The 13274-nt window shown below is 64.8% G+C and carries 10 protein-coding genes; 3 read left to right on the top strand and 7 right to left on the bottom strand.

Annotated elements, in window-relative coordinates; translation table 11 throughout:
- Positions 1-66: 66 nt before the first annotated feature.
- Positions 67-1230: an acyl-CoA dehydrogenase family protein gene (locus tag FVQ98_RS00255; protein WP_147911421.1), complete on the top strand. Its 1164-nt coding sequence runs from the start codon at positions 67-69 to the stop codon at positions 1228-1230.
- 51 nt (positions 1231-1281) lie between these two features.
- Positions 1282-2475 (top strand): CaiB/BaiF CoA transferase family protein, encoded by a 1194-nt coding sequence (locus FVQ98_RS00250; protein ID WP_147911420.1) that lies wholly within the window; start codon positions 1282-1284, stop codon positions 2473-2475.
- A 15-nt stretch (positions 2476-2490) separates the two neighbouring features.
- Here the strand turns inward: FVQ98_RS00250 and FVQ98_RS00245 are convergent, their stop codons facing one another.
- The 7 genes from FVQ98_RS00245 to nth all read right to left on the bottom strand — a co-directional run bounded on the left by FVQ98_RS00245 (position 2491) and on the right by nth (position 11991).
- Positions 2491-3087 carry a hemerythrin domain-containing protein gene (locus FVQ98_RS00245; protein WP_187265576.1) on the bottom strand — a complete coding sequence of 199 codons (597 nt, stop codon included), beginning with the start codon at positions 3085-3087 and terminating at the stop codon, positions 2491-2493.
- A 305-nt stretch (positions 3088-3392) separates the two neighbouring features.
- Positions 3393-4364 (bottom strand): Bug family tripartite tricarboxylate transporter substrate binding protein, encoded by a 972-nt coding sequence (locus tag FVQ98_RS00240; RefSeq protein WP_147911418.1) that lies wholly within the window; start codon positions 4362-4364, stop codon positions 3393-3395.
- 30 nt (positions 4365-4394) lie between these two features.
- A complete protein-coding gene (locus tag FVQ98_RS00235) occupies positions 4395-5132 on the bottom strand; it encodes an enoyl-CoA hydratase/isomerase family protein (RefSeq protein ID WP_147911417.1) in 738 nt (245 codons plus the stop codon).
- 27 nt (positions 5133-5159) lie between these two features.
- Positions 5160-7286 carry an acetate--CoA ligase family protein gene (locus FVQ98_RS00230; protein WP_222707531.1) on the bottom strand — a complete coding sequence of 709 codons (2127 nt, stop codon included), beginning with the start codon at positions 7284-7286 and terminating at the stop codon, positions 5160-5162.
- 28 nt (positions 7287-7314) lie between these two features.
- Positions 7315-8295, bottom strand: a complete 981-nt coding sequence (locus FVQ98_RS00225) for a Bug family tripartite tricarboxylate transporter substrate binding protein (RefSeq protein WP_147911415.1) — start codon at positions 8293-8295, stop codon at positions 7315-7317.
- An 82-nt stretch (positions 8296-8377) separates the two neighbouring features.
- Complete coding sequence (locus FVQ98_RS00220) at positions 8378-10762, bottom strand: molybdopterin-dependent oxidoreductase (protein ID WP_147911414.1); 2385 nt, start codon at positions 10760-10762, stop codon at positions 8378-8380.
- A 587-nt stretch (positions 10763-11349) separates the two neighbouring features.
- On the bottom strand, positions 11350-11991 hold the full coding sequence (gene nth, locus FVQ98_RS00215) for an endonuclease III (protein ID WP_147911413.1): 642 nt from the start codon (positions 11989-11991) through the stop codon (positions 11350-11352).
- A gap of 292 nt (positions 11992-12283) precedes the next feature.
- Here nth and FVQ98_RS00210 point away from each other — a divergent pair, with 292 nt between their 5' ends.
- Positions 12284-13180, top strand: coding sequence for a hypothetical protein (locus tag FVQ98_RS00210; RefSeq protein WP_147911412.1), 897 nt, complete (start codon positions 12284-12286; stop codon positions 13178-13180).
- The last annotated feature ends 94 nt before the right edge of the window (positions 13181-13274 follow it).

The following is a 13274-nucleotide window of genomic DNA, read 5'->3' as shown; positions in this document are numbered from 1 at the left end:
AATCAAATGGGCCTCTGGCCCTACATCAATCTGCGCGAGCAGCTCCTGATTTGATAGTAAACGGCCATGCGCTCTGACGACAACGACCCCCACCGCGCGCTGCGCGATGCCGTGCGCGCCCTGTGCGCCGACTTTCCGGACGCGTACTTTCGCGAGGTCGATCAGGCGCGCGCCTACCCCGAGCAATTCGTCGATGCGCTGACGCGTGCCGGCTGGATGGCCGCGTTGATCCCCACCGAATACGGCGGCTCCGGCCTGGGCCTTGCGGAGGCGTCGGTCATCATGGAAGAGATCAACCGCGCCGGCGGCAACTCGGGTGCCTGCCACGGCCAGATGTACAACATGAACACCTTGCTGCGCCACGGCAGCCCCGCGCAGAAGGACCACTACCTGCCCAAGATCGCCACCGGCGAGTGGCGCCTGCAGTCCATGGGTGTGACCGAGCCGACCACCGGCACCGACACCACGCAGATCAAGACCACGGCGGTCAAGAAGGGCGACCGTTACGTCGTCAACGGCCAGAAGGTGTGGATCAGCCGCATCCAGCACAGCGACTTCATGATCCTGCTGGCGCGCACCACGCCGCTGGCCGAGGTCAAAAAGAAGAGCGAAGGCCTGTCGATCTTCATGGTGGACCTGCGCCAGGCCGAGAAAGCTGGCATGACCGTGCGCCCGATCCTCAACATGGTGAACCACGAAACCAACGAGCTGTTCTTCGAGAACCTGGAGATTCCGGCCGAGAACCTGATCGGCGAAGAAGGCAAGGGCTTCAAGTACATTCTGGACGGCCTGAACGCCGAGCGCACGCTGATCGCCGCCGAGTGCATTGGCGACGGCCATTGGTTCATCGACCGCGTCACGCAATACGCCAAGGACCGCATCGTCTTCGGCCGCCCGATCGGCCAGAACCAGGGCGTGCAGTTCCCGATTGCCGAGGCGTACATCGAAGTGGCAGCCGCCAGCCTGATGCGCTGGAAGGCGTGCGAACTGTTCGACGCGCACCAAGCCTGCGGTGCCGAGGCCAACATGGCCAAGTACCTGGCGGCCAAGGCCAGCTGGAAAGCCGCCAACGCCTGCATCCAGTTCCATGGCGGCTTTGGCTTCGCCTGCGAATACGACGTGGAGCGCAAGTTCCGCGAGACACGGCTGTACCAGGTGGCACCGATTTCGACCAACCTGATCCTGAGCTACGTGGCCGAGCACGTGCTGGGTTTGCCGCGGTCTTTTTAAGGTAAATAGGCTTGTAGCCCTACAACCATCTGCGCAGGCAGCTATTGAAACATGAGTGATTTACGCCCAAGGCCGCTGGACGGCATCACTGTCGTTTCGCTCGAACATGCTATCGCCGCGCCCTTCGCCAGCCGCCAGCTGGCCGACCTGGGTGCGCGTGTGATCAAGGTGGAACGGCCGGGGCAGGGCGACTTCGCGCGGGCCTACGACACGCGCGTGAAGGGCTTGTCTTCGCACTTCGTCTGGACCAACCGCAGCAAGGAAAGCCTGGCGCTGGATTTGAAACAGCCGGCCGCGCTGGCGGTGCTGAAGGCGCTGCTGGCCAAGGCCGACGTGCTGATCCAGAACCTGGCGCCGGGCGCGGCGGCGCGCATGGGCTTGTCGTTCGACGCGCTGCACGCGCTGCACCCGCGCCTGATCGTGTGCGACATCTCGGGCTATGGGGCCGATGGGCCGTACCGCGACAAGAAAGCGTACGACCTGTTGATCCAGAGCGAAGCGGGCTTTCTGTCGGTGACCGGCACGCAGGACGTGCCCAGCAAGGCAGGCATCTCGGTCGCCGACATCGCGGCGGGCATGGCCGCCTTCACCAGCATCCAGTCGGCGCTGCTGCTGCGCGCGAAGACCGGCGAGGGCAGCCACATCGACGTCAGCATGCTGGAAGCGCTGGCCGAATGGATGGGCTTTCCGATGTACTACGCCTACGACGGTGCGCCGCCACCGCCCCGCGCCGGTGCCAGCCACGCCAGCATCTACCCGTACGGCCCGTTTCCCGCGGGCGATGGCGGCACGGTGATGCTTGGGCTGCAGAACGAGCGCGAATGGGCGGTGTTCTGCGAGCAGGTGCTGGGGCGGGCGGACTTGCTGGCCGATCCACGCTTTGCCAGCAACGCCCAGCGCAATGCGCATCGCGAGGCGCTGCACACCGAAATCGTCACGGCCTTTGCAGCGCTTTCAACCCCGGAGGTGCAGGCGCGACTGGATGCCGCGCGCATTGCCAACGCCCATATGAACGACATGGCCGACCTGTGGGCGCACCCGCAGCTGGCGGCGCGTCAGCGCTGGCAGGGCGTGCCAACGCCTGCCGGCCCAGTGCAGGCACTGCAGCCGGCGGGGCGCAGCAGCGCGTTCGAACACCGCATGGGCGCCGTGCCAGCCGTCGGGCAGCACACGACGGCGATCCTGCGGGAACTGGGCTGCGATGAGGCGCAGATCGCGGCGCTGCGCGCGGCCAGAGCCGTGTGACAACGGGAAGTCGCGCTAGCCGTACAACGGGTACAGGAAGCGCTCTTCGTTCTCGATCCGCTTGGCGAGCAACTCGGCCAGTTCTTCCACGTCGTGGGCGAAGGCTTCGTGCGAGTCGGCATTCAGGGCGCCGGGTGCGTCGTAACGCTTGAGAAAGGCCAGTGCCTGCCGCGTGACACCGTGCATTTCGCGTCGGAACTCGTGCATCAGCAGGGCTTCCTCCGAGTCGTGAGGGAGGTATTGCTGAAGGTAAGCATAAAGATGTACATTTTCCTTCAGCACATGCGCGTTCAATCCAGACCTGAAACGCTGCAGCGTGAGGGCGGTATTGAGGTAGTCGCGCGCCTCGTGTGCAGTGCGGATGATTTCCAGCTGCAGCGTTAGCTGGTCGTGCTCATCGTGCAGAATGCTGCGCAGCTTGCGGTTGTGCCGGATACCGGTGCGCAGTGGCGCAGTCACCTGAATCACCCCGCTGGCTGCTGCTGGGCGCGCTTTCGACGATCTACCGGAAGGCGCCTTGGGTGCGTTGGGAACCGGGCTTTTGTTGGCGGGCCCTTCCGTCCGGGCAGGTGCCGTCGAACGTTCCCAGAGTTGCCGGATGAGCTGAATCAAGATGCACCTTTCGAAGCGAGAATTTGAAAACCAAAGTGCAAGAAAAATGCCCTTGCTCTCAGTCAGGATTATCGAATTCGAAAGAGTAATAAAGTGCTACTTGATTGGGTATGAATGTGAATTGACTGTGAGATATGACCGGATTTGACCGACCAGTGGGTGCTCGCAACCAGAGTCCGGAAAAAGCCATATGACCGGAAGCCGAGCGCGGGCAGGCAACGAAGGCGACTCGACTCAGAGCCGGGCGGCGCGTGCGTCAGAGGGCTTGTCCGCCGGCAGCGCACGCCCTACCCGGGCGTGATGCTTCATTCGGCTTTGATGCCTTCTTTCTGGATCACGTCCTTGAGGTAGTTCGCGTCGCGTCGCACGCGCTTGGCGAATTCGGCAGGCCCCTCATAGTCGGGGTACATGGCGGACAGCTGCAGCTGTTCACGCACGCCGGGCTGCGCCAGGACCTTCTGGGCTTCGGCGGCCATGCGAGCAACGATGGCGTCCGGCGTGCCCTTGGGTGCGAACAGGCCGAACCAGCTTGGTGCGCTCACTTCAAACCCCTGCTCCTTCAACGTCGGGATGTTGGGCAGGTCGGGGTTGCGCTGGTCGCTGGTGGTGGCCAGGCCCTTGAGCTCACCGGCTTTCACGCGCGGCGCGGGCACCGGGTCGTACATGACATCGATGCGCCCGCCCATCATGTCGGTCATGGATTCCACGGCGCCCTTGTACGGCACGTGCGTGACCTGAATGCCAGTCTGCTTGTGCAGCAGCACGCCCGTCAGGTGCACGATGGAGCCGACGCCGTTGGAGGCGAAGGTGAACTTGTTCGGGTTGGCCTTGGCGGCCGCGACAAATTCCTTGTAGTTGTTGAAGGGCGCGTCTTTTCGCGCGGAGATCAGGCCGTAGGATGAGCTGAGTTTGGCCACAGGGACGAAGTTTTCCCACGTATAGGTGGTCTTGCGGATGTAGGGCGCCACCGCCACCGTCGCGGTAGGGCCGACGAAAAAGGAGTAGCCGTCGGGTGCCTGGCGGGATGCATATTCGGTCCCCAGCATCGCGCCGGCGCCGGGCTTGTTTTCCACGATGACCGGCTGGCCCAGAGCCTTGGACACGCGGTCGCCAATGAAGCGCGTGATGATGTCGGACGACCCCCCCGGCGGATAGGGCGTGATGAAGTGGATGGGCTTGGAGGGCCAGGCGGCCGTGTCGGCTGCGAAGGCGCTGGTGCTGACCAGGAGGCAGGTGCCCATGAGGGCGAGCGTGGTCCGGCGTGAGGCGGTAAACATGGTGTTGGGTCTCCTTGAGTGGTTGTCGGTTCAGGCGCCTTTGAAGCGCGGCGCGCGCTTTTCGCGAAAAGAAGCGACGCCTTCCTGGATGTCTTCACTGTTGGCAATGCCGTCCAGCAGGCGGCGCTGGGGGTAGTAGCGTTCGGTGGGGGACTGGGGCAGGGTGTTGCGCGCGATCTGCTTCATGGCCTGCACGACCAGCGGGGCGTTGGCCGCGATCTTGTTGGCGATCTCCATAGCGGCCGTCAGCGCCTGGCCTTTGGGCACGACGCGGTTGACTAGGCCGATCTCGTAGGCGCGCTGGGCGCTGATCGGGTCGCCGGTCATCAGCCATTCGAGGCCCGCCTTGTACTGTAAGCGGGGCGGAAAGCCCGCCATCACACCGGCAAACGCGCCGATCTTGGCTTCCGGGTAGATGAACTGCACCTGTTCCTCGGCCACGGCCATGTCGGCCAGCATGACCATGGTCGAAGCCGCGCCCACCGCCACGCCGTTGATCGCGCAGATGATGGGCTTGTCGCAGGTGACGGAAAGGTTGGGCATGGTCAGCCAGATGTCGCGCGGCATGTCCTTCAGGTCGGCGCCGGCACAGAAGGCCAGATCGCCTGCGGCGGCCAGCACCGCGACGCGATCGTCCTCGCGTTCGAAACGCTGCCAGGCCTGCTGCATGAGCTGGACGACCTCGTTGTTGATGGCGTTGCGCGCCTCGGGGCGGTTGAGCGTGATGATGGCGACGCCATCTTTGGATTCATAAAGTACAGCGGACATGCGAGGTGTCTCCTTGAGTGACTGAGGTCAGGCCAGCGTGGCCCGGGCGTCGGCGGCCGCGATGCGGTCACCGGCCACAAAAAGCGGATTGATGTCGAGTTCGAGCACGCGGCCATCTCCGCTCATGGCGAGCTGGCCCAGGCGGACGATGGCGTCTGCGACGACATCAAGGTTGGCCGGCGGACGCCCGCGGTAGCCTGTGAGCAGCGGCAGGCTGCGCAAGCGCTCCAGCATGGCGCGCGCGGTGGCATGCGAAACCGGCGCGGGCGTAAGCTGCACATCCTTCATCAGCTCGACCAGCACACCGCCGGCGCCAACCATGACCAGCGGGCCAAAGTCCGGATCGCGCTGGATGCCCAGGATCAGCTCGGCGTCGGCCTTCCACATCTCGGTGACGAGGTAGCCATCCAGCCCTGGCACGCCAGCACGACGAGCGGCCTCTGCTATGGCCTCGCACGCCGCTCGAACTGCGTCGTCGCCCTCGATGCCCAGACGGACCGCGCCAATGTCGCTTTTGTGCACGATCTGGGCGCTCACCGCCTTGATGGCCACGGCGCCGCCCAGCTCGCGCGCAGCCTGCACAGCGCCATCGACATCCGTGGCTTCCCGCCAGCGCGTGGTAGGAATGCCCGCTGCCTCCAGCAAGCGGCGTGCTGCCGGCTCGGTCTGGAACCCTGGTTTCAGGTCAACGGGCAGCGCGGGTGGCGCGGCCGCGCACGCGGGTGGTTCAGGTTCGGTGCGCTCGGCGAATGCCTGCAGCACCGCCAGTGCATCGTGCGTGCTGTCGAAGTAGCCCTGACCCGCATCGCGCAGCATGCGGCGCGCGATGTCGCCGTGGTTGCCGGCGCCCTGAACGAACAGCAGCGGCTTGTCGCTGCGGTCGGCCGCGGCGATGGCGGCTTCAACGACGCGCTCCTGCCCTGGTTGCGTGGTTAGCAGCAGCATGCCCGCGCCCACCGCCGGGTCGTGCATGGCACGATCCAGCGCAATGCCGACCGAACCGCCTGCCACGTCCGGATCGGGCGGCACCATGTGGTTCAGCATGCCAAAGTCGAACGGCAACTGACGATGCGTGGCGGGCAGGACGTCGGCAACCGCGGCTTCGGTCTCGGCGGAGAGCGCCGGCAGTGCCAGCCCGTGTGCTTCAAGCGCATCGACCAGCAATGCCCCACCGCCGCCCGAGCCCGAGAACACCGCAACCTGGTTCGTATGGCAGCGCTTGCCACGCTGGAGAAGCTGGGCGCCTTGCAGCAGATCGTAGATGTTCTCGAACAGGTAGACGCCCCAGCGGCGACAGGTCGCCTCGAACGCGGGCCAAGCGCCCGCCAAGCTGGCTGTGTGCGACGCAGCTGCTTTCGCGCCGGCTTCGCTGCGGCCGGACTTGGCGATGCAGACCGGCTTGCCCGCGGCCGCTGCGCGCGCCAGCAAGGCGGTAAAGCGTTCGGCGTCCTTCACACCCTCCATGTACAGACAGATGACGTCGGTCAGCGGGTCGTCGATCAGGTACTCGAAGAAGTCGTTCAGGCCCAGATCCGCCTGGTTGCCCACGGAAATGGTAGACGAGAAGCCAGCGCCCACGTCGATGCCGCGCGAGATCATCGCGCCCATGAGCGCACCACTCTGGCTGGCCATGCCAATGCCGCCGCGCGGCAACTGCTCGATGCTGCCCATGACCACGCCCGTGGTGGCGCACAGGTTGTGGTGCGCGTTCATCAGGCCCATGCAGTTGGGGCCGATCAGGCGCACGCCGCCGCTGCGCGCAAGCGCGACGAGTTCTTCCTCGTCGGCGCGGCCTTCGGGGCCTGTCTCGGCGAAGCCGGCGGTGATGCACAGTGCGCAACCGACCTTCTTGGCGATGCAGTCTTCGATGGCGGCACGAATGTGCTCTCGCGGTACCAATAGGATGGCGAGATCGACGGAGCCCGGACAGTCGCGCACAGACGGATAGGCCGGCAAGCCCATCAGCTCGGTCGCGCGCGCATTGATGGGGTAGAGCGGGCCGTCGTGACGGTGGCGGAGCATATAGCGCAGCAATCGGCCCCCCCATTTGGCTTCGCTGTCGGACGCGCCGACGATGGCGACGCTCTGAGGATGGAGGATTTCACGCACCGTCTGGTGGGGAGCAGGCACTGTCGTCATAGAGGGATCGTTCAAGTGGTCCATGGGAGGGTGGTCACCGGGGTCAGCTGCCGCGGATGCCGATGGACGGCAGCAACTCGCCATTCATCTTGTAATCGGCGGCAGTGGCCTGGCGGAATTGCTCGGGCGTTTGCCACGAAGCGATGGAGTTCGCACGGATCAGCGCGTCCTGAACCGACTTTTGCTGTAGCACCTTTTCGAGTCCTTCGGACAGTTTGTCCATGACGGACGCGGGCGTGCCCTTGGGCGCGAGCAGGCCCCAGCCCGCGCCCTTCGATGTGGAGATGTCAAACCCGGCTTCGTGCAGCGTGGGCACCTTGGGCAGATCCGGATGGCGCTTGCGGTACATCACGCAGAGGGGCTCGACGCGGTCGGCCTTCACCATGGGCGTGACGGCGCCATCGATAATGAAATCGATCTCGCCTGCAACCAAGGCATTCACGGCGGCGGCCGAGCCGCGGAACGGGACATGCAGGAATTTGGTGCCCGTGTCTCGCGCCAGTGTCAGACCGTAAACATGGCCCGCTGAGGCTTCGCCCGCCGAGCCGAACGACAGCTTGCCCGGGTTTTCCTTCGCGTAGGCGATGAATTCCTTGACCGACTTCACGGGCAGTGTCTTGCGCACCGCCATCACGGCGATGTAGTCGGCAATGCCGCCGGCGCACTCGAAGCTGTCGATCGAATAATGGAGCTTGCGCAGGTGCGGCAGCACGGTAAAACTCGAGGCCGCTCCCAGCAACAGGGTCTGGCCGTCGGGTGGCGCAGCGGCAACGAAATCGGTGCCGATCTGTGTCGTTCCTCCCGGCTTGTTGTCCACGAAAAAGTTGGCGTTGAGCGTCTTGCCAAGGTGCTCGGCAATCAAGCGGCCCAGGATGTCGGACGAGCCGCCAGGCGGGAACGGAACCACGAGTCTGATGGGCTGAGAAGGCCACGGGGCCTGCGCTCGTGCGGCCGCCGGGAGCAGCAGTGATGGCGCGAACAAGGCCAGCGGAACCAGCAATCGTGATCTATCGGGTCGGGTCATGGGTGTCTCCTGAAAAAAATTGATGTGAAAGATCGGGATGGTTGGCGCAGTTGCTCACTGGGGCCATCGCACTCATGCGAAGTCATGCTGCAGGCTCCAAGTCCGCCACGATCTCGGGAAGCTGGTACGGGGTGGGCGCCAGTGGCGGGCCGTCGTAGCGTTCGATTTGCACCAGACAGGTCTGCGCGATGCAACCCTGAGACAGGCTCGACGCGCCCATGTCCAACGTCAGCACGTTGGGATTGCCGTGCTTGTCGGGCCCGATGGCGCCCGCGCGCCAAGAGGCCGGGTCGTACCAGGCGCCGGTGGACAGGCGCGCTACCCCCGTGCGCAGCGCGTCCGAGATGCGCACGGCAGCGAGGCAACTGCCGCGCGCGTTGAAGATGCGCACAACGTCGCCATCGGTCAATCCACGGGCAGCGGCATCCTGCGGTGAAAGCGTGACCGGCTCGCGGCCGCCGACCTTGTTGGCCTGGCTGTAGGCGGCGTGATCAAGTTGACTGTGCAGTTTGGTGTGGGGCTGGTCGCTCAACAGATGCAGTGTGTGCCGGTCGCTTGCGGCATTGCCAAGCCATTCCACAGGCTCCATCCACGTGGCCTGACCGGGGCAGTCGGCATAGCCGAATGAAGCGATGCGCTCGCTGAACAGCTCCAACTTGCCGCTGGGCGTGTTCAAGGGGTGCGCGAGCGGATCGGTGCGGAAGTCCGCGAACATCACGACCTCGGCTTCTGGTTCGGCCAGATCGATCGTGCCCTGGCGCCAGAAGGTGCCGAAGTCCGGCAGGTTCACGCCAGCCTCCCGGCATTTGTTGCGGGACTCCGCGTACATCCATTGCAACCACCCATGGGCGTCGCGGCCTTCGGTGAAGGCGTCAAATGCCCCCAGCCGCGCCGACAGATCGCAGAAGATGGCGTAGTCGTCGCGTGCGCCATCCACAGGCGCGAGGAGTGGTTTCATGGCGATCATGAAGCGCTCACGTGAGGCGTAGCCGATGTCCTCACGCTCCAAAGAGGTGGTGGCTGGCAGCACCACGTCGGCGAGCTTGGCGGTCGGCGTCCAGTACTGCTCGTGTACGATGATCGTCCGCGGTTTGGTCTGCCACGCCCGGTGCAGGCGGTTCAGATCCTGATGGTGGTGAAACGGGTTGCCACCCGCCCAGTAGATCAGGTGAATGTCGGGGTAGCGGTGCCGAGCACCGTTGTAGTCGAACGCCTCACCGGGTCGCTCGAGCATGTCGGCGATGCGCGCCACCGGAATGAAAGCGCCCACCGCATTGCGGCCCTGCGGCAGCGTGGGGCCGGGGATGCGCAGGTTGTCGTTACCGATCATGTTCGTGGTGCCGTAGCCCACGCCAAAGCCGCCGCCCGCCAGACCGATCTGCCCCAGCATCGCCGCCAGCGTGATCAGCGCCCAGAACGGTTGTTCGCCATGGTGCGAGCGCTGCAGTGACCACGAGATGTTCAGCATCGTGCGCGCAGCCGCCATGTCGTGCGTAAGCGCGATGATGCGGCCAACGGGCAACTCGGTCAGCGCGGCGGCCCAGGTGGCGTCCTTGGGTTGGCCGTCGGTGTGGCCAAGCAGGTAAGCTTCGACCTTGTTGAATCCGACGCAATGCGTGCTGAGGAAGGTCCGGTCGTGCAACTCGGCCGTCAGGAGCGTGTGGCACAACGCCAGGATGAGCGCCGTGTCCGCGTGCGGTCGGATCGGCAGCCATTCGACCGGACCGCCCGTATCCAGGTTGTCCGACACCGGGCTCACATTGATGAAACGCACACCCGCCGACGCCATGTCGCGCAGGCCTTGATCCACGACATGCGCCGTGGCGCCACCCGAGCTGACTTGGGCATTCTTTGCCGGAACACCGCCGAATGTCACGAACAGTTGCGTATGGCGCGCCATGACACGCCAGCTGGTGTGCTTGACGAAGAGCTCGTCGATCGGCGCGACGATGTGTGGCAGCAGAACCCGCGCGGCGCCCAGGCTGTACGAATCGGCATGGCGCACATAGCCGCCCACGCTGTTCAGAAAGCGGTGCACCTGACTCTGGGCGTGGTGAAAACGCCCAGCGCTTGACCAGCCGTAGGAGCCGCCAAAAATCGATTCGTTGCCATGCTCGCTGCGGACTTCTTCGATGGCGTGCGCGACAAGGTCCAGCGCCTCTTCCCACGAGACTTCGACGAAAGGCTCGTCGCCGCGGCGCTCGCCGTGCACCTGCGGCTGTCCGGCGCGCCGCGCCGCCAGCCAGCTCTGCCGCGCGACGGGGCGGCGCACCCGCACCGGCCCGCGCGCAGCGTCCAACATCGACAGCCCGATGGGTGAGGGTGAGGGATCGCCCACGAAACCCTTCAGGTGCATCGCGTCGCCTTCTCCCACAGCTTCGTAGACGCCCCAATGAGCGGCGGTCAGTCGCGGCTCAGGGCGCGCGGGATGCGCAGCCACGACTTGCGGAGATGGGTCGGTTTTCATCGGCAGACTTTCAGTTGGACTGGTCGGCCAGATGTGCGGGCAGCAACTCGGCTGCGGAAATTGCTGCCTGCCAGTGGCGCGATCCTCAATCGGGCTGCAAGTGAAAGGGCACGCGCGCCGAAATTCAGAGCCAGTACCGGTATGACGCACCGATCAGGGCGTCGGTGCGGGCGCGGCGTTTCAGAATGAAACCGAGCGGCAGAAGGAGAGGACATCGCGATTCAACGACCAGAAGCGTTTCATCGTAGGATGTTCCTTATTCTGAATCTAGATTTCCATATATTGGAAATTTGTGAACGAGCAGGCTAGAGGGAGCAAATCAATCCTGCGGTCTTTTCTCGGGTTTTCCCTAGGACCTCCGGACAGGCTGCCAATCAGCATCTTGGTCACTCAACCCTGTTGCGACGAGCAGCTTCGATCCGCAGCCTGCGTGCCGTATTGGTTGGAAGCCGAGGCATACGGAAAATGCCCCGACCACACCGCATGAGTACCCTGTGTAGTTTCCTGGCAGCTGGTGCGCAGCGCGACCCCGGCCGCGAGCGGCGCCGAATCAGCAAGCTCGATTCGGCTGGAGGATCGATGGCGGGTCAGCGCTCTGCGCGGACTTTCGGTTCGAAATCGCAGCAGCTCGCCACCGCGCATTCCCAGCACTTCGGGCGGCGCGCCTGACAGACGTAGCGGCCGTGCAGGATGAGCCAATGGTGGGCGTGGGGCAGGTATTTTTCGGGCACACGCTCGAGCAGTTTCAATTCCACGGCCAGCGGCGTCTTGCCTGGCGCAAGCCCCGTCCGATTGCTCACACGAAAGATATGCGTATCCACCGCCATGGTCGGCTCGCCAAAGGCGACGTTCAGGACGACATTGGCGGTCTTGCGGCCAACGCCCGGTAGGGCTTCCAGTTCGGCGCGGGTGCCCGGCACTTCACCGCCGTGGCGTTCGACCAGGATGCGGCAGGTTTCCAGCAAGTGCTTGGCCTTGCTGCGATACAGCCCGATCGTTCGGATGTGGCTTTCGAGCCCCTCCTGGCCCAGCGCAAGGATCGTCGCTGGCGTGTTGGCTACGGGAAAGAGGCGCCGCGTCGCCTTGTTGACGCCGACGTCGGTGGCCTGGGCGGACAGCAGAACCGCAGTCAGAAGTTCGAACACGCTGGTGTATTCCAGCTCACTGGCGGGCATCGGGTTGGCGGCCTGCAGCGTGGCGAAGAAGGTGTCGATCTGTTGCGGTGTCATGCGTGGGTCCGTGACCAGGGGGCGGTTGTCGTCGAACGGGGTCTACAGCATCGACTGTGGTGGCGGTGCCGATCCCGTGTGACGCATTGCCGCTCAGGGAACAAAAGATGCAGTTTGCCGCATCGCCCCGGACACAAGCACGCGGGTTGTGGAGAATGGGTGCGTCTGTCCAGCGCTCCAAAAAATGAAGCACTCCAGAAGCATTGCGTTCGCTGCAGGGGACGGGGCAGGAGCCCGTTCACACCTGCCTTTCCTTCTTCGCACCTTGGTGGCGGTCGGCATGGTGTGGGCGATGAGCCACCCCGCTGCAGCGGACGTGCTGTTTGTCGATACCAACAATGCGCCCCCAGAAATCCAGGCGGTGCAGCGCACGCTGGCGCCCGGCGAAAAACTGTGGATCATTCCGTCGTACGCGCGCCTGCCGCAGGCACAGCGCGAGCGGGCCTCACGTGCCAGCACCGAGAACGAGCGCCTGACCAAGCTGGCGCTCGATTGCGCGACCGACGAGCCCGGTACCAATGCCGCCGCCTGCGATGCCGTGGGCGATGGACTGCGCCAGAGCGAGCTTGATCGGGTGGCCGCGCTGGAAGGTTATGTGGGCGACACCTTGCTGAACGAGCTGAACGACCTGGTGACCGACGGCCGGCGCTGGCATTCCGTTGTGGTGTCGGGGCACCACGAGAACGGGTTCTTCGCCGGCGAGCTGGTGTCGCTGTCCAGGCAGCAGATGCACCAACTGCTGTCCGTCAGCCTGAACCAGACCGATGCGGCGCCCAATCTCTACCTGCTTGGCTGCGACACCTTGACACCCCGGGCGCTCAACGAGGTGCTGCTGCCGGCAATGCAAACCCGCGGCGACGTGTTGATCGTGGGCGCTGAAGACAAGGCTCCCACCAAATACGAGCCGCGCAACATCGCATTCGTCGAACGGGCGTTCAAGCGGGCGCCCGGTCTGCGCCAGGTCAGCACGGTCGATCAGCTGCAGCGTGAGCAGCACGTTTTGCGGGCCAACAACTGGCCGGTTGCGCTGTGGCTGGATGGGCAGTATGTGGCCTTGCATGGCCACCAGCGCATTGCGGTGCCTTTGTCTGCGCCGTCGGCGTTGCCAGCGGTGGTGGGTGAATCAACCGCGACGCTGGCACTGCCTTCTGCGGAGCCGACGACCGAGAACGCCGCCTCGCCGCGCTAAACCGATCTCTTGACGCGCCCCGACAGCCAGGCGCGAGACGTGGGGCCACCGCCGGGTGCGGTCGTGAGCGCCGTGGCCAAGACGCCCGACCGGA

The organism is Ottowia flava, assembly GCF_008017535.1.
In the GTDB taxonomy this organism is placed as follows: domain Bacteria; phylum Pseudomonadota; class Gammaproteobacteria; order Burkholderiales; family Burkholderiaceae_C; genus Ottowia; species Ottowia flava.
This window is presented reverse-complemented; position numbering and strand designations above follow the sequence as displayed.

Coding starts and splice junctions, on each gene's coding strand:
- FVQ98_RS00255 (WP_147911421.1), top strand. CDS start 67: ATGCGCTCTGACGACAACGACCCCCACCGCGCGCTGCGCGATGCCGTG.
- nth (WP_147911413.1), bottom strand. CDS start 11,991: ATGACACCGCAACAGATCGACACCTTCTTCGCCACGCTGCAGGCCGCC.
- FVQ98_RS00225 (WP_147911415.1), bottom strand. CDS start 8,295: ATGACCCGACCCGATAGATCACGATTGCTGGTTCCGCTGGCCTTGTTC.
- FVQ98_RS00220 (WP_147911414.1), bottom strand. CDS start 10,762: ATGAAAACCGACCCATCTCCGCAAGTCGTGGCTGCGCATCCCGCGCGC.
- FVQ98_RS00210 (WP_147911412.1), top strand. CDS start 12,284: ATGAGCCACCCCGCTGCAGCGGACGTGCTGTTTGTCGATACCAACAAT.
- FVQ98_RS00240 (WP_147911418.1), bottom strand. CDS start 4,364: ATGTTTACCGCCTCACGCCGGACCACGCTCGCCCTCATGGGCACCTGC.
- FVQ98_RS00250 (WP_147911420.1), top strand. CDS start 1,282: ATGAGTGATTTACGCCCAAGGCCGCTGGACGGCATCACTGTCGTTTCG.
- FVQ98_RS00235 (WP_147911417.1), bottom strand. CDS start 5,132: ATGTCCGCTGTACTTTATGAATCCAAAGATGGCGTCGCCATCATCACG.